The following is a 20968-nucleotide window of genomic DNA, read 5'->3' as shown; positions in this document are numbered from 1 at the left end:
GTTTTGCAGGAGGTGTGCCAAATGGGTGCTTGGTGGTCCATTTGGGGGCGTCTTGTGCCCTATCGCTGGCAAGCCAGCTCCCACCGTATCTGGCTTGCATGGTGCCTGGGGGGCGCTGGCTTGCCAGCGATGGGCTGCTAGGCAGTCCCGGCGATTCAGCATGCAGTGAGCGAACTTCCGCTCATTTGCCTGGACCGATAAGCGGAAATCCGCTCATTCGTTGCCGAGAAAGTCCTCACGCACCAGGCCATGGCGCTGCATCTTCTCGTTCAGCGTACGCCGCGGCAGTTGCAGCGCCTCCATCACCCCCTTGATCTCGCCCCGGTGCTGGCGCAGCGCCGCACGCAAGCATTGGGCTTCGAACGCCTCCATCTGTTCGCCCAGCGACTGCCCGCCTGGCAGGCTCTCAAGGTTCTGTGAATCCAGCCCCAAGGCATGGCGTTCGGCAGCATTGGCCAACTCACGCACATTGCCCGGCCAGTCGTGGGCCAGCAGCTGCGCCAATCGTCCTCCGCCGACCGGTGGGGCATGGCGGCCCAGGCGTTCGGCAGCGGTGCGAGCGAAGTGTTCGAACAGCAGCGGGATGTCTTCACGGCGCTCGCGCAGCGGTGCCAGGCGCAGCTCGGCAACGTTGAGGCGGTACGCAAGGTCTTCGCGAAAGCGTCCAGCACGGGCCTCTTCAAGCAGGTCCGGTTTGGTCGCGGCGATGATGCGCAGATCGACGGCGATGCTCTGGTTAGCCCCCAGGCGCTCAAGCCTCTGCTCCTGGATCACCCGCAACAGTTTGGCTTGCTGGGCCAGGGGCATGCTCTCGATCTCGTCGAGGAACACCGTACCGCCATTGGCGTACTCCAGCTTGCCGACGCGCTTGCCCTGAGCGCCGGTAAAGGCGCCGCTTTCATGGCCGAACAGTTCGGCTTCGAACAATGTTTCGGGGATGGCCGCGCAGTTTAGCGCGACAAAGGGTTTGTCGGCGCGCGGGCCGAAGTCGTGCAGGCAGCGCGCCACGCGCTCCTTGCCGCTGCCAGTTTCGCCACGGATCAGCACGTTGACCGGCAGGCTGGCCAGCTCCAGCACCTGTCGGCGCAGTTGCTGCAACCCCTGGGACATGCCCAGCAAGGTGTTCTCCAGCTGGGCCTTGAGGTCGGCCTGCTCATGCAGGCGGCGGTTTTCCAGGACCAGCTGGCGTTTTTCCAGGGCCCGGCGCAGGCTGCCCATCAGGTGCTGTGGGGTAAAGGGCTTTTCCAGAAAGTCGTAGGCACCGTTGCGCATCGCCTCCACCGCCATGGGCACATCGCCGTGGCCGGTGAGCAGAATCACCGGCAGGTCGGGGTCGGCCTGCTGGAGCCGGTCGAGCAACTGCAGACCGGACATGCCGGGCATGCGCACGTCGCTGAGGATCACGCCGGGAAAGTGCGCCGGGAGTTGCGCCAGGCACTCCTCGGCACGCTCGAAAAGCTGCACGTTGAAGCCTGACAGGCTCAGCCATTGTTCCACCGCAGCGCGGATGCTGGCTTCGTCATCGACAACGATCACTGAATTCAACATACCGTCTCCAGGTCGCGGGGCAGGGTGAGGCTGAAGCGGGCGCCCCCCGGCAGGTTCTCGACCTGCAGGTGGCCGCCGGCATCGATGACGATGCCGTAGGAGATGGCCAGGCCCAGGCCCAGGCCCTCGCCGACCGGCTTGGTGGTGAAGAACGGGTCGAAGACCCGGCAAAGGTCGGTGTCGAGGATGCCGCCACCGGAGTCGAGCACGCTCAGGCGCCACTGCGCATCGTCCGCCTCGATACGGATCTCCAGGCGTTTGTAGCGCTTGTCGGCCATGGCGTCGAGGGCGTTGCGCAGCAGGTTGATCAGCACTTGCTCCAGGCGGATCGCATCGCCACGGACCCAGGCCGGGCGCGCCAGGTACAGCGCCACCTCGACGTTTTCGGCGCGCATGCGGGTGTCCAGCAGGTGCAATGCCTGGTCGACCACGGTGGCCAGGTCCAGGCGTTCGCGCAGGCCTCCGGGGCTGTTGCGGGCGAAGGTTTTCAGGTGGCCGGTGAGCGCGGCCATGCGACTGAGCATCTGCTCGAGCGGTTCCAGGGCCTGGCGGGCTTCGTCATGACGGCCATGATCAAGCAGCAGGCGCAAGGTTTCCAGTTGCATGCGCTGGGTGGTAAGAGGCTGGTTGATCTCGTGGGCCAGCGCGGCCGACATCTGCCCCAGCGCCGCCAGCTTGGCCGACTGCACCAGGCCTTCCTGGGCCGTGCGCAGCTCGCGGGTACGCTCCTCGACCTGGCGCTTGAGCTCCTCGCGGCTGCGTTGACGCAGACGGGCCAGGCGCAGGCGCTGGCTGACGAACAGCGCGGCGAACACCAGGCTCAGCCAGATCGCCGCGGCGGCGAGGGCGGCGTTGCGCCCATCCTCGGCGACCTGCGGCTTGCGCAACAGGTGCAGGGTCCAGCCTTCGGCCTCCAGGGGCAGGCGCTCCCACAGGTACTCGGCGGTGCCATCCGGGCCTTGCACGCGGGTCAGGTGGCTGGTGTCGGTGAAGCGAGTCAGGGCCTGGTGCTGCAGGGGCACCAGCGGCTGCTTGTCGTACTGGCGGGTCTCCGCCAGCTCGGCGCGGTCGGCACCGGACAGCGGTTGCAGTTCGCGGTAACGCCAGCCGTCCTGGTTGGCAATGAAGGTGATGCCGCGGGCATCGCTGACCAGCAGGATGTCGTTGCCCTGGCGCCACTCGCGCTCGAGCTCCGGGAACTCCAGCTTGACCACCATGGCGCCGAGGAAGCGGCCATGTTCATCGTTCACCGCGCTCGCCAGGAAATAACCTGGCACGCCGCTGGTCACGCCGACGGCGTAGAAGCGGCCACTGCCCTGGCTGCGGGTCTGTTTGAAATAGGGGCGAAAGCCGTAGTTGGAACCGACATAGGTGGTCGGCAGGCGCCAGTTGCTGGCCGCGATGGCCAGGCCCGTGCGGTCCAACAGCTCCAGGGTGGAAGAGTTGGCGGCGCCGTTGATGCGTTCGAGCTTGCGGTTCAGGGCGTCCTGCACCTGTTCGGTAACCGGGCCGCGCAGGGCGGCGATCAGTTCAGGGTCCAGCGCCAGTACCGCAGGCAATGCACGGTAGCGCTCGATCAGGGTATGCAGGGCGTTGGCATACAGGCCCAGTTGCTGGCCGGCCCGGCGGGCGTCGGTTGCCATCGCCTCGCGCTTGGCCTGGTGCATGGCCCAGCCGGCGCTGAGTGTGGTGCCGACCAGGATCAGCAGGATGATCAAACCCAGGCGCAGGGTGCGGAAGGATGAGGGCATGGGGCGGATCCGGGGTTGCGGTTGTCTGTGCCGGCCTCTTCGCGGGGCAAGCCCGCTTCCACAGCGTGATGTGTGGAAACGGGCTTGTCCCGCGATGGGGCCGGGTCTGGCTTACAGCAGCTCGAAGCTCTGCTGTTGCACCGCTTCGGAATCGAGGCCGACCTGCACGTTGAACTGGCCAGCCTCGGCAACGTGCTGCAGTTGGCCATTGTAGAACTTCAGATCCTGCTCACTGATGTCGAAAGTCAAGGTTCGCGACTCGCCGGCCTTGAGCATCAGCTTCTGGAAGTTCTTCAGCTCCTTCACCGGGCGGCTCATCGACGCGCTCTGGTCCTGGATATACAGCTGCACCACGGTCTCGCCGTCACGCTTGCCGGTGTTCTTCACGACGACCTTGGCCTTGAGGGTCGCGCCGCGCTTTAGCTCGGTCTGCGACAAGGTCAGGTCGGACAGTTCGAAACTGGTGTAGCTCAGGCCGTAGCCGAACGGATACAGCGGGCCGTTTGGCTCCTCGAAGTACTGCGAGGTGTAGTTGCCCGGCTTGCCTGGGGTGAACGGGCGGCCGATGCGCATGTGGTTGTAGTACATCGGGATCTGCCCGACCGAACGCGGGAAGGTGATGGCCAGCCGCCCGGACGGGTTGTAGTCGCCAAACAGTACGTCGGCGATGGCGTTGCCGCCTTCGGTGCCGCTGAACCAGGTTTCGAGGATGGCGTCGGCCTGCTCGCGTTCCCAGGCGATCGACAGCGGACGGCCGTTCATCAGCACCAGCACCAGGGGTTTTCCGGTGGCCTTGAGCGCCTTGATCAGGTCGCGTTGTACTGCGGGGATCTCCAGGGTGGTGCGGCTTGAGGACTCGTGGGACATGCCCCGGGACTCGCCGACCACGGCCACGACCACGTCCGATTGCCTGGCGGCCTTGACCGCTTCGTCGATAAGCACCGCGGCCGGACGCGGGTCGTCGACGATTTCCGGGGCGTCGAAGTTGAGGAAGTTCAGGTAATCGAACATCGCCTTGTCGCCAGTGACGTTCGAGCCCTTGGCGTACACCAGCTTGGCCTTGCCTTCGACGGCGCGGCGCAAACCTTCACGCACGGTCACCGAGTGCTGCGGTTTACCGTCGGCGGCCCAACTGCCCATCATGTCGATCGGCGCATCGGCCAGTGGGCCGACCACGGCGATGGTGCCGGCCTTATTCAGGGGCAGGGTCTGCTCGCGGTTTTCCAGCAGCACCAGGCCGCGGCGTGCCACGTCACGCGCGGCTTCGCGGTGCAGGCGGTCCTCGGCGTAGTAGTCCTTCAGGTCGGTCTCAGGCTTTGGAATGCGCACGTAGGGGTCTTTGAACAGACCCATGTCGTACTTGGCGCCCAGCACTTCACGCACTGCCTGGTCCAGTTCTGCCTGGCTGACCTCACCGGACTTCAACAACCCAGGCAGTTCTTCGCCGTAGAGGGTGTCGTTCATGCTCATGTCGATGCCGGCCTTGATCGCCAGCTTGGCGGCTTCGCGGCCGTCACGGGCCACGCCATGGCGGATCAGTTCCTGGATGGCGCCGTGGTCGCTGATGGTCACGCCCTTGAAGCCCCACTGCTTGCGCAGCAAGTCGTTCATCAGCCAGGTGTTGGACGTGGCCGGCACGCCGTTGATCGAGTTCAGCGCCACCATTACCCCGCCAGCACCGGCGTCGAGCGCGGCGCGGTAGGGTGGCAGGTAGTCGTTGTACATCTTCGGCAGGCTCATATCGACCGTGTTGTAGTCGCGGCCCCCTTCCACGGCGCCGTACAGGGCGAAGTGCTTGACGATGGCCATGATGCTGTCGGCATTGGCCGGGCTCGACCCCTGGAAGGACTTGACCATCACCTGGCCGATCTTCGAAGTCAGGTAGGTGTCCTCGCCAAAGCCTTCGCTGGTGCGCCCCCAACGCGGGTCGCGGGCAATGTCGACCATCGGTGCGAAGGTCATGTCCAGCGAGTCGGCGGCCGCCTCGACGGCCGAGGTGCGGCCGACCTTGGCGATGGCGTCCATATCCCAGGACGAGGCCAGGCCCAGGCCGATCGGGAAGATGGTGCGTTCGCCATGGATGGTGTCGTAGGCGAAGAACATCGGGATCTTCAGGCGGCTGCGCATGGCCGCGTCCTGCATCGGACGGTTCTCCGGGGCGGTGCGCGAGTTGAAGGTGCCGCCGATGCGTCCGGCGGCGATTTCCTCGCGGATCTTCGCGTGGGGCATCTCGGGGCCGATGCTGATCAGGCGTAGCTGGCCGATCTTCTCGGCCTCGGTCATCTGGCTGATCAGATGGTCGACGAACGCCTGCTTGTCCTGCAGGGGCGGGGCGATAGGGGCGGCAAGGGCCGCCTGACTGGCAAGGCCCATGGCCAGGCCCAGCAAAGACAGTTTCATCATCAATTCCGTTGTCGAGTGATAGCGGTGGGCCGAGACGTTTCGTATGCCTGTTGTTGTCGTGTCCGCTGGCCGTGTTGTGGATCATTCATCCATGATCCGACGCAGTCGCGGATTATGCCTTATATGAGGCATTTGTTGAGATACACTCTCGCCCACCCGATTGCCGGGATAACAACGATAAGAACGCTCGAGAGACGAAGGCATGACCGAATACGAACAGCGCCAGATCGCCGAGGCGATTGCACGCGCCGAACGGCGCACCGATGCGGAGCTTGTGACCGTGCTGGCCCGCCGCGCCGATGATTTCCCCTACCTGCCGTTGATCTGGGCCGCCTTGCTGGCCTTGTTGATACCCGGCGCGTTGCATGTGTGGCTGGGTGGTATCGGCGTCAATGGCCTGTTGTTGGCGCAGATGCTGACCTTCATCAGCTTGTGCCTGGTGTTGCGCCATCCGCGCCTGGCTGCCTGGGTGGTGCCGTCGATGTTGCGCCGCCGGCGCGCTTCGGGCCTGGCCCGCCAGCAGTTTCTCGAGCTCAACCTGCAGCGTACCGCCGGGGCCACGGGCGTGCTGATCTTCGTCAGCGAAGCCGAGCGCCATGTCGAGATCCTGGTCGACGAGGGCATCGCCCGGCACCTGCCCGAGCAGGCGCGCGAGGCGATCGTCGCCCGTTTCACCGACCAGGTGCGCCAGGGCCATACCTTGCAGGGTTTCGTCGAATGTATCGAGGCCTGCGGCGAGCTGCTCAGCGAACATGTACCCCCGACCCATGCGCGCAACGAACTGCCCAACCGCCTGGTGATTCTCGACTGACCGTTGGCGAGCAAGGGCATGTTTCGCCAGGGGCATCATCGACGTAGAATGCCCGGCATTGCGCATCGCGCTCCCCGCATTTCGAGGCACCCGTTTCCATGTCTTCCCCTTCCTCCGCCCCTGGCGCGCCGGACGCGCGCGCCCAGTTCCTGAGCCTGCTCGCCGATGCGCTGGGCGACGGCAGCCTGAGCAAGCTGGTGCTGGCCCGTCATGTCGGTACCGACCAGACCCTGCAGCGGATCATCGCCAAGGCGGTGCAGATCAAGGGCCAGGCCTGCCTGTCGTTGGTCTACCGTCACCAGACCCGCGACATTACTCGCAACCTGGGGTTGGACGAGGCGCAGGCGCTGGTGGCCGAACTGCTCCCCGAGAGCTTTCGCAACGCGCACCTGTTCACCCCGGCCGGTGAGGTGCAACTGGAGTTCAGCAAGAAGGGCAAGCCGATGCTGCGCCGGCACCTGGCCCAGCAGGCGCCCCGCGAGACGGGCGCGGGTGGCCATGACCGGCAGAAGAAGCGTTACCTGGAGCTGTCGCGGCCGTTCCTGCGCGACCTGGGGGTGACTGACGCGCAGGGCGCGCTGATCCCGTCCATGTCGCGCAAATGGAAGCAGATCAACAAGTTCATCGAGGTCTTCGACCATGCCTTGAGCGACGCGCCCGTGAACCCCCAGCAGAGCCTGAAGGTCGCCGACTTCGGTTCGGGCAAGGGCTACCTGACCTTTGCCATGCATGACTACCTGCGCAACACCCTCGCCCGTGAGGCGCAGGTCACCGGTGTCGAGCTGCGCCCGGACATGGTCGAGTTGTGCAACGCCGCCGCCGCGCGCCTGGAGCACCCGGGCCTGGTGTTCGAATGCGGCGATGTGCGCAGCGTGGTGCCTGAGGCCATCGATGTGATGATCGCCTTGCATGCCTGCGACATCGCCACCGACTATGCCATCCACACCGGTATTCGCTGCAACGCCGCGATCATCATGTGCTCGCCGTGCTGCCACAAGCAGATCCGCCCGCAGTTGCACAGCCCAGGGCTGTTGCAACCGATGCTGCAGTACGGGCTGCACCTGGGCCAGCAGGCCGAGATGCTCACTGACAGCCTGCGCGCCCTTTACCTGGAGGCTTGCGGCTACGAGACCAAGGTGTTCGAGTTCATCTCGCTCGAGCATACCAACAAGAACAAGATGATCCTTGCGGTCAAGCGTCGGCAGCCCCAGGACAATGCGGGTCTGCTGGAGAAAATCGCCGAGCTCAAGGCGTTCTATGGGGTGCGCGAGCATTGTCTGGAGACGTTGTTGAAGGCGGATGGGCTGATCGCTGGATGATCGACCTACAGCACTTTCACAAATTCAGTTAGGTCGTTTCCGAAGCGACCTTTTTGAGCCCGTTGCATCCCTCTTGGCACCTAGTCTGGCTTGTGATGACGCCTGTCGGCGTTGCTTGGTTGTCACTTGACAACATCTTTCTCATGTCCATACTGGAGCTCAACCGATGGTCCGTCCCCTCCATCCAAACAAGGAAGTCGAACAGTCCCTGACGCACGCCGAGGCGCGGGGCTGGAGAGTCTCCGTGCGAGGTGGCCATTGCTGGGGGCGGATCTATTGCCCTAACAACGACCGCGAATGCCGCTGCGGCGAGTTCTGCATCACCAGCGTGTGGAGCACGCCCAGGAACCCGGGCACCTTCGCCCGCCAGTTACGCCGGATCGTGGACAACTGTACGTCGACAAGCGCGATAGCCAATCAGTCAGTGGAGCGAAAGTGATGGAGTACGAGTTCACCCTCAAATACCAATTGACCGAGGACATGGACGTCGATGCGCTGATCGAGCGCCTGGGGGAGGCCGGTTGCGATGATGCAGTGGTCGGTAGCGGCCAACCGGGCCGTCTGGCCCTGGCCTTCGCCCGCGAGGGCGGCACGGCGCGGGAGGCGCTGCACAGCGCCCTGGCGGATGTGCGGCAAGTGTTGCCGGATGCCCGGCTGATCGAGGCCAGTCCCGACCTGGTCGGCCTGACCGATGTGGCGGAGCTGGTGGGGGTCTCCCGGCAGAACATGCGCAAGCTCATGCTCACCCATCACCGCACCTTTCCGGCCCCGGTGCATGACGGCACGCTCTCGCTCTGGCACCTCGCCGACATCCTGTCGTGGATGCAGGCGCGCGGCACGCATGCCGTCGCCCAGGCAGTCCATGAGCTGGCCATCGTGGCGATGCAGGTGAATGTCGCCAGGGCCCAGGAGCGGGTGGCGAACGGCAGGTGATGCACTCCGTTGCATCATTGCCTGCCAGCGGGCTCAGAAGAACCGGGTCACGCTGATCTTGGCATTGCGTCCCTGGGTATAGGCGTTCTCACCTGACAGCTCTGGCCGGATGGCCTTGTTGAACAGGTTGTCCACGGTCAGGTTGACCTCGGTGCCCTTGAGATAGGGTTGCTGCGGTTTCCAGTTGGCGAACAGGCCATGGATCTGGTACTTCTCGTTGCCGAAGTTGTCGTAGTAGCGGTCACCGAGCGCGCTGGCCGGGCCCTCGAAGTACTTGTCGCTGGGCAGGTGATGGGTGGCGCCGACGAACTGCGCGGTCCAGCCGACCCGGGCGTCCCAGGCCGGGATCTTTACGCCAAGGGTGGTGATCCATTTCGGTGCCGGTACATCCTTGGCCCAGACATCCGGCCCCCAGGGGTTGGTGTACGCGCCCTCGTGGCGACCCTCCATCCAAGAGTACGACAGCGCACCGAACCAATAGGTGGCGTCGTAGAAGGTCTCGACTTCGAAACCCTTGTAGGTCACATCGCCGATATTGCGGTAGTTGCCCATCAGCCCGTCGCCGCAGGTGTTGGCAATGGTGCCGCCGCTGACCAGTTGCTCCTGGCAGCCGATGCCGGTGGCCTTGAAGATCTCGTCAGTGACCTTGTTGTGGAATGCCATGGTGCGAATCTGCGCGCTGTCGCCTTGGCTGAACACATTGGTGAAGGTACTGATGCTGCCGACCCGCACACCGGTGATGCGCTCGGGGTCGAGGTTGCGACTGGTGGCGGTGCGGCTGCCGACACCCTGCACTTCATACTGTTCATCCAGCACCGGGGCGCGCCAGGTCTTGCTGTAGTCGGCGAACAGCGCGGTCTGTTCGTTCATCTTCCAGAACAGTGACAGACGTGGCGACCAGCCGCTGTAGGTCTTGTCGCTGTAGTCGTGGCCAGCCTCCGGGTTGTTGTAGTACGGCGCCTGGTTGGGCTTGCCCTCGTTGGTCACGTGGTCGTAGCGCAACGATGGCGTGATGGTCAGGTCGCCCAGAGTGATGGCGTCCTGCAGGTAGTAGCCCTGGCTGTCGACCTGGCCGCTGGGCATGAAGTACGGCTGGTAGTGACCATAGTTGTACTTGGGTACTTCGTAGGTCTTGCCGGGCATCCACATCTGCGTGTCGCGGTCATGGCGACGCACCTGCACGCCTGCGGTGAGCGCATGTTCCAGGGGACCGGTGAGGAAGGTGCTGGTGTTCTTCACATCGAGCATGCGGTCCTTGTACTCGGTGTCCATCTTGCGCCCACCGGTGGCGGGCTGGAAGAACGCCGTGGCGTCGCGCTCATCGGTCTGCTTGGTGTCCGATTCGGAGTACTTCACCTGCAGGTCCACCCACGGGTTCTCGATCGGTTGGTACTTGTAGGTGGCCGACCAGGTGGTGTCGATGGTGCGGCGGTTGGCGAGGAAACGCTTGAGGGCGGCTTCGTAGCCGTACTTCTTGATATCCGCCGCAGTAGGGGGCGTGCTGAAGGCGGTCGATGAGAAGGTGGTCCAGCGCTGGCTTTCCGATTGTGCCCAGGACAGCCCAAGGCTGTGCTCGTCGGTGAAATGTATGTTGGTCTTTAGCAGAGCGCCGTCCAGGTCCAGGGCGCTGTAGGGGATGCGCTGGGGGTTGATCGGCCATTTGCCGGTGGGGTCGGGCAGGCTGTCGGCCATCTTCAGGTTGCCGCCGTCGCGCTTGGTGTAATACACCAGGCCGTCGATGCGACCGTCGTCGGTACGGCCGAACAATGCCGAGCTGTAGATCTGCTGGTGGTCGTTGCTGCCATAGCCGTACTTGAGCATCGCACCGCTGTTGCGGCCCTCTTGCAGCAAGTCGCCGGCGTCCTTGGTTTCCATATTGACGCTGCCGCCAAAGCCGCCGTTGCCGGTCTTGACCGAGTGCGGGCCTTTTTCGACCTCGATGTGCTTGATCAGCTCGGGCTCGATGAAGATGGTACCTTGCTGATAGCGCTCAAAGCCGCTCTTGGGCGCACCGTCGAGGGTCATCGGCACGTCCTCGGCGTCGCCAAAGCCCCAGATGTTGATGGTCTGGCCGCCGGGCTTGGACGAGCCGCCCATGTTCACCCCCGGCAGGGTCGCCAGCACGCTGGGAATGTTGCTGGGCTGGTAGCGGTCGATCTGCTCCTGGTCGAGCGTCGAGCGCCCGACGTTGCCAGCGTCGACCTGCTGCCCGTCACCCACGATGCTCACGGCACCGAGTTGCAGGCTGTTGTCGGCAGTCGGGTCGTCTTCGCGCAGGCGTACCACGTAGGTATTGCCCATGCGCACCACGTTGAAGCGGCTGCCGACCAGCAGGCGGCTGATAGCCACTTCGGCTTCGAAGTCGCCCTTGAGCGCCGGTGCCTGGGCACCGCCGAGCAGGGCCTCGTCGAACAGCAGCTGGACCTTGGCCTGCTGGGCCAGTTGGCTCAGCGAGCGCGCCAGCGGTTGCGCCGGCAGGTCGAACGGTACCGGTGCGGCTTCGGCGGCCAGGCTCATGGCCAGGCACAGGGCCAGCAATGTGGGTCGGACAGGCAGGCAGTGCAATGGACGCAACGCGGACAACATGGTTTCCCCCAAACGGCAAAAGGCCGGAAAAAGCCCGCCATCACGCGGCAGGCGGGGAGGAAGACGCGATGTTGCGACAAAACCTCACCTGCGAATGATAAAAATTCTCAAATTATTTTTTCAGCGCCGCTCGATGCGCAGGCGCCCGTCCGCCAGCAAGGTGGTCTTGACCGGCAACAGGGCGGGCAGGGCATTGAGCAGGGCGTCCGGGTCGTGGACGTCGAGATTGCCGGACACCTTGTAGCGGCCAAGCGTCGGGTCGGCCAGCACCACCGGCTGCTGGCGATACAGGCCGAGCTCGTCAATCAGGCTTGCCAGTTCGCGGTTGCGAAAGCTCACATGGCCCTCGCGCCAGTCGGCCACCTGTTGTTCGCCCAGTTCACGGTGGGTCAGGGTGCCGCGTGCCAGGTCGTAGGTGGCGCCCTGGCGGGCACCGAGCAACAACGGCGGTTGTCGCTCGCCGGGGGTGTCGAACGCCACCTGGCCGTGGGCGACCGTCACCACCAGTTCGCGGTCGCCCCGGCGCACATCGAAGCCGGTGCCGACCACGCGCACGTGGCCGCTGCCCGCATCGACGAACAACGGCCGTTCCTTGTCGGGCGCCACCTCGATATACAGCTGGCCGTGTTCGAGCTGGATCAGCCGCTGTTCGGCGCTGAAGTCCAGGCGCAGGCGGGTCTGGGCGTTGACGTGCAGTTGGCTGCCATCGGGCAGTTGCAGCACCTGCAGGGCCTGGCTGGCGCTGATGCGCTTGCTGAAGGCCTCGCTGCCCGCGCCCAGGTTGCCGGCCAGTATGGCGCAGAGCAGGGCCGCCGCCGTGGCCAGGGCCGGGCGCCAGCGTGGCGCCCGGCATACCGGCAAGGGTACGGGGCGATTGGCTTGCTTGAGTGCGGCCAGGTCATCCCACAGCTGTTCGAACTGGCGATAGGCGCGGGTGTGCTCGGGCGTCTGCATCCACCGGGCGAATGCCTTGCGGTCTTGCCGTGACGGCTGGTTGCGGTTGCGGCTGAACCAACTCGCCGCCTGGGCGTCGATCGGGCGCGGGTCGAGCTCGTCGGTGGGGGTCATGGGAACTGCTCCGTGCCGTTGTCACTGTCCAGGCGTTGCTTGCATTGCAGCAGGGCGGCGGCGATGTGCTTTTCGACCATGCTGACGGAAATGTTCATGCGTTCGGCGATCTGGGCCTGGGTCAGGCCTTCGAAACGGTGCAGCATAAGGGCTTCGCGGCGTCGCGGCGAGAGTTCTGCGAGCACCTGACGCAATTGATCCAGCCGTTGTTGCTGTTGGGCATGGTCCAGGGGGTCATTGGCCGGCGCGCTCTGCTGCTCGGGCAGGGTGTCGTCGGCCAGCGCCGCATGGCGCACCTTCTGCCTGCGCCAATGGTCGCTCAGCAGGTTGCGTGCCACCTGGAACAGGAACGCGCGCGGCTGCTCCACCTTGGCCCGATCCCGGTAACCCAGCCATTGGGCGAACACATCCTGGGTCATGTCCGCGGCGTCACTGGCATTGTCCATGCGCTTGCGCAGGAAATGCAGGATGTCGGCATAGAAACCGTGGGCGACGGGGTCGGGTTTGGGGCGCTGCATGCACGCTTTCCGGGGCTGGCGGGAAGGAAAGGGTGCGGATCTTATCGAGAATTATTTACATTTGCAAAGTGTGCGGCTCAGCGCCGTCGATCCTGTGTGGCCGGAACGGGGATGGCCAGTTCAGCCAAGCCTAGGGGGTGGCTGGAGGCATCGAAAAAGTGCAGCGGAACCTGCGAAAGATCGCCAAAGCGATCAATGAAGTGCTGCTTCTGGTTGATGACCGAGGCCTCGCTTAGCGGCCGGATCGCGATGGCCAGGTGCTTGGGCCGAGCCAGGCGGATGGCGTCGAGCAGGTGCTGGTCGCTGGTGTCCAGGTGCTGGCCGAACAAGCATAGTCCGTCGTGTTCGCGGGCCAGCTGTCCCAGGCTCCAGGACAGGTAGTCGGAGTTGCGGATGGCGCGCAGCTTGTCTTCGCTGCGGCTTTCGTTGACGAACAGCGGTACTTCGCCGGGAATGTTCACGGCGAAGCCTTCGAGCAGTTCGGCCTGTTCCGCGCTGCGTCGGCGGGTACTGCCGTCAGGCAGCTTGAGCAGGTGCATGCCGCCGTGCAGGTGCAGGATGCGGATACCGTCGGCCTGGCTGCGGCGCACGTCGAAGAAACCCTGTTCGTCGAACAGGTTGGCGAAACCTTGCGTATCCTCGGCCACGGCCCAGGGCAGGATCAGGTCGTAGTTGCTGGTGTAGACGCTGCGGTATTGGCGCAGCGCGTGGTTGATGGCCGTACGCGTCGCGCTTGGGAAGCGCGGCCAGGGCAGGTGCACGGCGCGCACCGCGTGGATCAGCGCTTCCTTGATCGAGTAGTAGCGGTTCAGCGGCGCGGTGGCGTTGATCGCCAGCGCGGCGTTGGCCCGCACGGTGGTGTTCAGGGTGCTGAGCAGCGGCTCGAACAGCTCACTGCCCAGGGCCTTGAACAGTGCCTGGTCGCTCACCCCCAAAGCCTTGTGCCGCACCCGCTGGGCTTCCTCGAACAGCGAGAAGTAGCCGAACGGTTTCCACAGCGCGCGGCTGGCACCATTGCCCAGCAGCAGGGCGGTGCTGGGGTGGCGCTGGTTGAGGTCGGCCCAGGTGGGCAAGTGGGCGTCGAGTGCGGGCATGGGCGGTCCATTGGGTGGGGCGGAAAACGCCGGGGACTTTAGCATGTCATGCAGAGTGTGCGAGGCTTGCGCCCTCAAGGACTGCACCGTTGACCTTGCCGGCGTCTTCCAGGGGCCGGCCCCGATCTGCAAAGGACTACCCATGTACAAGACCCTTCTCCTGGCCACCTTGCTGGCGAGTACCGCGGCCCAGGCCTCCGACGGCAAGGCCCTCGCCAAGGCCCAGGACATCCCGCATCCGGCCGTGATCGCTCACCGTGGCGCCTCGTTCGATGCTCCCGAGTCCACGACTCCCGCCTACCTGCTGGCCCGCGAACTGGGCGCCGACTACCTGGAAATGGACTTGCAGCGCACCCGCGATGGCGTGCTGGTGGTGGTCCACGACGATGTGCTGGCACGCACCAGCGACGTCGCCGAACGTTACCCCGAGCGCAAGGCGAGCCCGGTCAGCGCCTTCACCCTGGCCGAACTCAAGGCGCTGGACGCCGGCAGCTGGTTCAACAAGGCCTATCCAGAGCGTGCCCGCGAAGCGTTCAAGGGCCAGCGCATTCTGACCCTGGACGAAGTGATCAATATCGCCGAAGGCAACCCCGAGCGTCATCCGGGCCTTTACATCGAGACCAAGGAGCCGGCGCAGTTTCCCGGTATCGAGCAGGACCTGAAAAAACGCCTCGAGGCCCGTGGCTGGCTCGACAAGCCGGGCAAGGTGATCTTGCAGACCTTCGATCGCAACAGCCTCAAGCTGCTGCACGAGGCCATGCCGCAGGTGCCGAAGATCCTCTTGCTGTGGGTGGCCAAGGGCAGCATCGAACCCGCCTCGGGGCAAGACTTCGACGAATCCGGCGAGCAGGACAAGTCGGCCTTCTACGCCCGTCAGCAACCCAAGGACCGTGCCGAGTTCCAGCGCTGGCTCGACTATGCCAAGGCCGGCGGCGCCATTGGTACCGGCCCTTCGGCAATCCGTACCCACCTTGGCGAGCAGAGCTACTCCGACCTGATCCAGCCGTGGATGAACCAGGCCAGCCACGACAAGGGGCTGCTGGTGCACGTATACACCCTCGACGAGGCGGTGGATTTCGACAAGGCGATGAAAGCCGGCGTCGACGGCATCTTCACCAACCGTGCCGGTGAGCTGATGCGTTTCTATAAACGACCGATGCCACAGAACGAAGGACAGTTGCTGCGCAAGCTGGGTTACTGATCGGCAACATGATGCTGGCGATGGCCGATTGACATGTGTGAGAATGATAGGAATTCCTATTAACGGCCTTCGCCACATCTGCAATGACCTCCCTTTCCAGTTGGCAGGCCCGGCCAGCCCTCCAGGCAGCCGTCGACGACCTGCTTGCCCATTACAGTGATCTGCGCCGCTACCTCTGCGGGCGGCTGCGCAACCCTGATGACGCCGCTGATATTGCCCAGTCCAGCTTCGTCCAGGCGTACGCCCATGCGCTCAACGCACCGGTAATCAATGCCCGGGCCTTGCTGTTCCAGGCGGCGCGCAACTTGTGCATCGACCAGCACCGTCGGCGTAGCACCGAACTGGCGGCGCTGGAAGACTGGCTGGCACGGGCCGACTGGCTCAGCCCCAGCGTGGAAGAGATCATGATCGCGCGCGAACAGCTGCAGCACCTGATTGCCCGCATCGAACGCATGCCCAAACTTCGCCGCGAAGTGTTCGTTCGCGTGCGCCTGCACGGCCACAGCCACCGTGAAGTGTGCGAGGCCCTGGGGCTGTCGGCCAAGTCGGTCGAGCTGCATATCGCCCGGGCGGTCTTCGACCTGTCCGAACTGCGCCTGGCGAGCCGTCATGACTGAGCCGGCCGCGCCACGCAAGGTGCAGCAGGCGCTGGTCTACCTGGCGGCGTTGCAAGGGGATGATCCCGAACGCGTGCGCAAGACCCATGGCCTGGCGCAGCGCTGGCGTGGACGCAGCGCCGAGCATGAGCGCGCCTGGCTGGAGGCCGAGCAGCGCTGGCAACTGGTTCATCGCCTCGCTCCGCAACTGCGTGGCGTCTTGCAACCACAAGCTTGTGATGCGGGGCGTCGGCGGGCGCTGCGCCAGGGCGGCGCGCTGGCCTTGCTGCTGGCCGCAGGTGGCTGGCTGGGCTGGATGTACAAGCGCACCGCAGCGTTCGGCCAGGACCTGCAGACGGCCCACGCGCAAACGCCGCAGGCCTTGGCATTGCCCGATGGCAGCCAGTTGCTGGTGGCGGCCGAAAGCAACCTGCGCGTGCGCTTCGATCACGGTCAGCGCCAGGTCCTGCTGCTGCACGGCAATGTCTTCTTCGATGTGGCTCATGAGCTGTGGCGGCCATTCCTGATCAGTACCCGCCTCGGCGTGGTAGAGGTGCTGGGCACCGCGTTCACGGTCAGCGACCGGGGTGGTCAGGTCCAGGTGGCCGTAGCCAGGGGGCGGGTGCAGGTACGCGACCTGCAGGGCGGCGAACAGGTGCTGCAGGCTGGCGAGCGCATCTGCCTGGAGGGCGAAGGGCGGTTGGGCAGCCTGCGCGCCGGTGGCCAGTATGGGCCCGACCAGGCGCATTGGCAGCGCGGTTGGTGGTCGTTCACCGACCAACCGCTGGTCGAGGTGATCGGTGAGCTGAACGCTTATGCCGCGCAGGCCGTCAAGGTCGATCCCGGGCTGGTCAACCTGCGATTGACCGGGAGTTTCCCCAGTGACCGGCCTGAGGTATTGCTCGATGCCTTGCCGGGCATCCTGCCGGTCAGCGTGCAGGCCTTGGGTGGGCAACGTCTGATCGTGCCGCGCTGATCCTCTGAAAATCGTTTGAGGGGTAAACCGCCACTGCCGCGTCATCAGCTGTGAACCCACCTCCTGCAAGGACTGATCATGTCGCTTTTCACCTCCCGCTTCCCCGGTCCCCTGCGGCGCCTGGCCCTGGCCTGCGCCCTGGGTGGCAGCGGCCTGGCCCTGGCTGATAGCCAGCCGCTGAACCTCGACTTGCCGGGCCAGTCGCTGGAGGCCACGGTGCATGCCCTGGCCCATGCCTCGGGAGTGGCGATTGCCGCCGACAGCCGTGTATTGGCCGGGCGCAGCACGCCTGCCTTGCAGGGGCGCTACACAGTGTTGCAGGCGCTGAGCCAACTGCTGGCTGGCAGCGACCTGGTGGCGTTGGAGGAAAACGGCGTGATCATCTTGCGCGGCCCGACCGACCAGGGCGCCCTGACATTGGGGACGACCACGGTCAATGCCTCTGGCTTCAACAGCGACCTGCCGGAAAGCTACAGTGGCGGCCAGGTCGCCCGCGGCGCGCGCATCGGCATGCTGGGCAACCGCGACTTGATGGACACCCCCTTCAGCGTCACCGCCTACACCGCCAAGACCATTGAGAACCAGCAAAGCGGCACGGTCGGCGCAGTACTGCGCAACGACCCGTCGATCCGCTTCAGCACCGGCGAAGGGCATGCCTACGAGAACTTCATGATCCGTGGCTATGCGCTGGACTCCACCGAGCTGGCGCTGGGTGGTCTCTACGGTCTGGCGCCCGATGGCCATGTGCCGACTGAATTCCTCGAGCGCGTCGAAGTGCTCAAAGGGCCGGGGGCGCTGCTCAATGGCATGGCGCCCAACGGTGGCGTAGGTGGGGTGGTCAACCTGGTGCCCAAGCGTGCCGGCGACACACCGCTTACGCGGCTGACCAGCAGCTACGTGTCCGATGGCTATGTCGCCGAGCATATCGATGTCGGACGGCGCTTTGCCGAGGGGCGCTTCGGCATTCGGTTCAATGGTGTCTACGGCAGTGGCGACACCGGCGTCGACGAGCAGTCCAAGGACCGCACCTTGGCGGCGTTGGCACTGGATTACCGAGGGGACGACTTCAAGCTCGAGCTGGATGCCTACGAAAGCCACGAGAAACTGGAGAACGGCAGCCCGATGATGGCCGGCTTCAGCGGCCTCAATCAGGTAACCCGCGCACCCAAGCCAGACACCAACATCCTCGAAGGCATCCACGCCCGGCAGATCAGCAAGGCCGTGGTGGTGCGTGGCGAGTACCAGCTCGATGACAGCTGGACCGCCTACGCCAGCGTCGGTGGCGCCCGCACCCGCTACGATGGCTTCCTCAACGGCACCCGGGTGGTGGTGAACAAGGCCGACGGCACGGCCACGGGGGAAACCTACAACCAGGCCGGCTACACCCACAGTCTTTCCACCGAGGCCGGCCTGCGCGGCAACTTCATGACCGGTCCGGTCAGCCACCAACTGGTGCTCAGCACCACCTTGCTGCACCAGGACATCGGCCGTGCGCCGACGGTCACCGGTGCCAAGTACCCCACCAACATCTACCACCCGGGCAAGGCGATCATCGCGGGTGACCACGGCAGCAGCAGCAAGACCGGCGACAACACCCTGTTGAGCTTTGCCGTGGCCGATACCCTGGGCTTCATGGACGAGCGTGTGCTGCTCACCCTCGGGGTGCGTTCCCAGCGGGTGCGGCAAAAGATGAGCAACCCTTCGTACGACGAGCGCAAGCTGACCCCCGCCGTGGGTATCGTGCTCAAGCCCTGGGAGGCGCCGGTATCGCTGTATGCCAACTACATCGAGGGCCTGACCCAGGGTGGCATGGTCACCGACCAGAAGGCCGCCAACTATGGCGAGCAGTTCGCGCCCTATGTCGCCAAGCAGATGGAGGCCGGGGTGAAGTGGGACCTGGGCGACTTCACCCACACGCTGGCGGTGTTCCAGATCGACAAGCCCAGCATGATCTACGACAAGCCCAGCAATCGCTACACCGATGACGGCGAGCAGCGCAACCGTGGCGTGGAGTGGACGATGTTCGGCGAAGTCGCTCCCAGCGTGCGCCTGCTCGGTGGCGTGACCTATACCCGCGCGGTGCTGAGCAAGACCGCCAATGGCGCCATGGACGGCAACACCGCCCGCGGCGTGCCGGCCTGGTCGGCCAACCTCGGCGCCGAGTGGGACCTGCCTGGAGTCGAGGGCCTGACCCTGACCGCCCTGGGTATTCACAGCAGTTCTCAGTACCTCGATTCCGCCAACCAGTTGAAGATCCCGCAGTGGACCCGCTATGACCTGGGCGCACGCTATGCGACCAAGGTGCTGAGCAAGGACGTGACCCTGCGCGCCAGCCTGGAAAACGTCGAGAACCGCGCCTACTGGGCCGGTGTGTTCAACGATGGCTATGCGACTGTCAGCGAACCGCGCACGCTCAAACTCTCCGCCAGCGTCGACTTCTGAGGTGAGCATGCAGCGATTGAAGCGCTTGGGCGGAGCATGCCTGCTGGCCACGCTCTATTCGAATCTGGCCTTGGCGGGTGCGTACGCCGATCTCGAGGTGGGAAAACCAGTTGCCGGCCAGGTCGGCGCAGCGTATCCGCCAGCCTGGCAATTGGCGCTCAAGGCCGGGGACCTGGTGCGTGGTCGGCTCGACGGCGACGTCAGCCTGCGCCTGCTGGATGCCGACGGGCGTCCGTTGCGCCTGCTGATCGACGGCCTGGACCAGCCCCGCGAGTTCCTGTTCGTCGCGGCGCAGGATGGTCGTTACGCGGTGCGCGCCGAACCCCTGGCGATCCGCCCGGCGGCGCGTTTCAGCCTGAGCCTGGAGCAGGTCCTGCCTGTCGGCGAGCAACACCGTACGCCGGCGGCGCTGCTCAGCCCGACCCTGCACGCCCTGCAGCAGCACCTGGCAACGGGTGGCACCAGCGAAGCCTTCTGGCAGGCCCGTGCCGTTGAGGGAACGCCATTGGTCGAGGCCATTGCTGGGCAACCCGGCAAGCGCCTGGTCACCTTCCTCTGGCGCGGGGCACGGGACAACGTGAGGATGTTCGGTGCCCCCACAGGCAATCACGAACCGCTGTCCCGGCTGGGCGCGAGCGATGTCTGGTTCCACAGTTTCGAGGTACCTGCGACGACCCGCCTGAGTTATCAGATGGCACCGGATGTACCGGTGTCCGACGACCGCCGGGTGATCCTGGCCAGTACCCGGCGCGATCCGTTGAATCCGAATACCTTCGCCGACGGCAGTGGCGACGCCTGGTTGTCGCGTTCACGGCTGGAACTTGCGGATGCGCCGCCCCAGCCGTGGGTGGCCGAGCGTGCCGGGGTAGCCCGTGGCAGCCTGGAGCGCAAGCGCCTGGCCAGCGAGGTGCTGGGCAACGAGCGCGACATCTACCTCTACCGCCCGGCAGGTTGGCGCCCGGGCAAGGTCGACCAGGCCTTGCTGGTGCTGTTCGATGCCCATGCCTACACCCGGCAGGTGCCGACGCCGACGATACTCGATAACCTGATCGCCGACGGCCTGATCCCGCCCACCGCAGCGCTGATCATCGCCAACCCCAGCAGCGAAAGCCGTGAGCGGGAGTTGCCGCCCAACCCACTGTTCGCAAGGTTCATGGCCGAGGAACTGATGCCTTGGGCCAGCCACCAGGGGCTCGCGGCACCAGCCTCGCGCACCGTGGTGGCAGGGTCGAGCTATGGCGGTCTGGCGTCGGCCTACCTGGGCCTCAGGCACCCGGAGTTGTTCGGCAATGTGCTGAGCATGTCCGGTTCCTACTGGTGGCCGATGGCCGGTGACGAATCTGGCTGGCTGACCCGTGAGTACGTCAAGGCACCACGCCAGCCGTTGCGGTTCTACTTACAGTCGGGTCTGTTCGAAGGGCCGAAAATTCTCGACACCAACCGCCACTTGCGCGATGTGTTGCTGGCCAAAGGGTACCGTGTGGAACAGGTGGAGTTTCCGGCTGGGCATGACTATCTGCAGTGGCGGGGGAGCCTGCCCTGTGGGTTGATCAGCTTGCTTGGGCAGGGGACACGGGCTGTTGCGCGGGCTTGTGTGCCGTAACGCAAGTTTTCAACGATGGATCGTCTGCGTCTATGAGATCGAGCGCCGCGCGGGCGGCGCTCGATTTTGAGAGCGCTGCAAGACCATCGCCTGGCACCCGCCCGCCCAAGTGGGATCGC

16 protein-coding genes are annotated in these 20968 nt (G+C 65.1%); 9 read left to right on the top strand and 7 right to left on the bottom strand.

From position 1 onward, the window contains the following. Positions 1–213 precede the first annotated feature (213 nt). From AC3WL2_RS14635 to bglX, 3 genes are all read right to left on the bottom strand, one after another. Positions 214–1548 (bottom strand): sigma-54-dependent transcriptional regulator, encoded by a 1335-nt coding sequence (locus tag AC3WL2_RS14635; RefSeq protein ID WP_102682756.1) that lies wholly within the window; start codon positions 1546–1548, stop codon positions 214–216. Further along, positions 1542–3299 (bottom strand): ATP-binding protein, encoded by a 1758-nt coding sequence (locus tag AC3WL2_RS14630; protein WP_102682755.1) that lies wholly within the window; start codon positions 3297–3299, stop codon positions 1542–1544. Before AC3WL2_RS14630 ends, AC3WL2_RS14635 begins: the two co-directional genes overlap by 7 nt. A gap of 111 nt (positions 3300–3410) precedes the next feature. Further along, on the bottom strand, positions 3411–5702 hold the full coding sequence (gene bglX / locus AC3WL2_RS14625; protein WP_102682754.1) for a beta-glucosidase BglX: 2292 nt from the start codon (positions 5700–5702) through the stop codon (positions 3411–3413). 202 nt (positions 5703–5904) lie between these two features. On the opposite strand from bglX, the gene AC3WL2_RS14620 reads away from it, so the two are divergent. The 4 genes from AC3WL2_RS14620 to AC3WL2_RS14605 all read left to right on the top strand — a co-directional run bounded on the left by AC3WL2_RS14620 (position 5905) and on the right by AC3WL2_RS14605 (position 8765). Next, positions 5905–6513 (top strand): TPM domain-containing protein, encoded by a 609-nt coding sequence (locus AC3WL2_RS14620; RefSeq protein ID WP_102682753.1) that lies wholly within the window; start codon positions 5905–5907, stop codon positions 6511–6513. Between the two features lie 98 nt (positions 6514–6611). Further along, on the top strand, positions 6612–7832 hold the full coding sequence (locus AC3WL2_RS14615) for a class I SAM-dependent methyltransferase (protein ID WP_102682752.1): 1221 nt from the start codon (positions 6612–6614) through the stop codon (positions 7830–7832). 166 nt (positions 7833–7998) lie between these two features. Then, entirely contained in the window at positions 7999–8271 is a 273-nt protein-coding gene (locus AC3WL2_RS14610; protein ID WP_102682751.1) for a hypothetical protein, read from the top strand. Further along, positions 8271–8765: a helix-turn-helix transcriptional regulator gene (locus AC3WL2_RS14605; RefSeq protein WP_102682750.1), complete on the top strand. Its 495-nt coding sequence runs from the start codon at positions 8271–8273 to the stop codon at positions 8763–8765. Before AC3WL2_RS14610 ends, AC3WL2_RS14605 begins: the two co-directional genes overlap by 1 nt. A gap of 33 nt (positions 8766–8798) precedes the next feature. Here AC3WL2_RS14605 and AC3WL2_RS14600 read toward each other — a convergent pair whose 3' ends face one another. From AC3WL2_RS14600 to AC3WL2_RS14585, 4 genes are all read right to left on the bottom strand, one after another. Further along, the gene (locus tag AC3WL2_RS14600; RefSeq protein ID WP_102682749.1) at positions 8799–11351 is read right to left on the bottom strand and encodes a TonB-dependent receptor; all 2553 of its coding nucleotides are present in this window, start codon (positions 11349–11351) and stop codon (positions 8799–8801) included. Between the two features lie 120 nt (positions 11352–11471). Beyond that, complete coding sequence (locus AC3WL2_RS14595) at positions 11472–12419, bottom strand: FecR family protein (protein ID WP_102682748.1); 948 nt, start codon at positions 12417–12419, stop codon at positions 11472–11474. After that, positions 12416–12937: an RNA polymerase sigma factor gene (locus AC3WL2_RS14590; protein WP_102682747.1), complete on the bottom strand. Its 522-nt coding sequence runs from the start codon at positions 12935–12937 to the stop codon at positions 12416–12418. Before AC3WL2_RS14590 ends, AC3WL2_RS14595 begins: the two co-directional genes overlap by 4 nt. Before the next feature lie 77 nt (positions 12938–13014). Then, entirely contained in the window at positions 13015–14031 is a 1017-nt protein-coding gene (locus AC3WL2_RS14585) for a DUF4917 family protein (protein WP_102682746.1), read from the bottom strand. 142 nt (positions 14032–14173) lie between these two features. On the opposite strand from AC3WL2_RS14585, the gene AC3WL2_RS14580 reads away from it, so the two are divergent. The 5 genes from AC3WL2_RS14580 (at position 14174) to AC3WL2_RS14560 (ending at position 20849) form a co-directional block, all read left to right on the top strand. Beyond that, positions 14174–15232: a glycerophosphodiester phosphodiesterase family protein gene (locus tag AC3WL2_RS14580; protein WP_102682745.1), complete on the top strand. Its 1059-nt coding sequence runs from the start codon at positions 14174–14176 to the stop codon at positions 15230–15232. Between the two features lie 83 nt (positions 15233–15315). After that, positions 15316–15849, top strand: a complete 534-nt coding sequence (locus AC3WL2_RS14575; RefSeq protein WP_102682744.1) for an RNA polymerase sigma factor — start codon at positions 15316–15318, stop codon at positions 15847–15849. Then, the gene (locus AC3WL2_RS14570) at positions 15842–16804 is read left to right on the top strand and encodes a FecR family protein (RefSeq protein ID WP_102682743.1); all 963 of its coding nucleotides are present in this window, start codon (positions 15842–15844) and stop codon (positions 16802–16804) included. Before AC3WL2_RS14575 ends, AC3WL2_RS14570 begins: the two co-directional genes overlap by 8 nt. A gap of 78 nt (positions 16805–16882) precedes the next feature. After that, on the top strand, positions 16883–19246 hold the full coding sequence (locus AC3WL2_RS14565; RefSeq protein WP_102682742.1) for a TonB-dependent receptor: 2364 nt from the start codon (positions 16883–16885) through the stop codon (positions 19244–19246). 7 nt (positions 19247–19253) lie between these two features. Then, on the top strand, positions 19254–20849 hold the full coding sequence (locus AC3WL2_RS14560; protein WP_102682741.1) for an alpha/beta hydrolase-fold protein: 1596 nt from the start codon (positions 19254–19256) through the stop codon (positions 20847–20849). Positions 20850–20968 lie beyond the last annotated feature (119 nt).

It is taken from the genome of Pseudomonas sp. FW305-96, from assembly GCF_058783825.1.
This window is presented reverse-complemented; position numbering and strand designations above follow the sequence as displayed.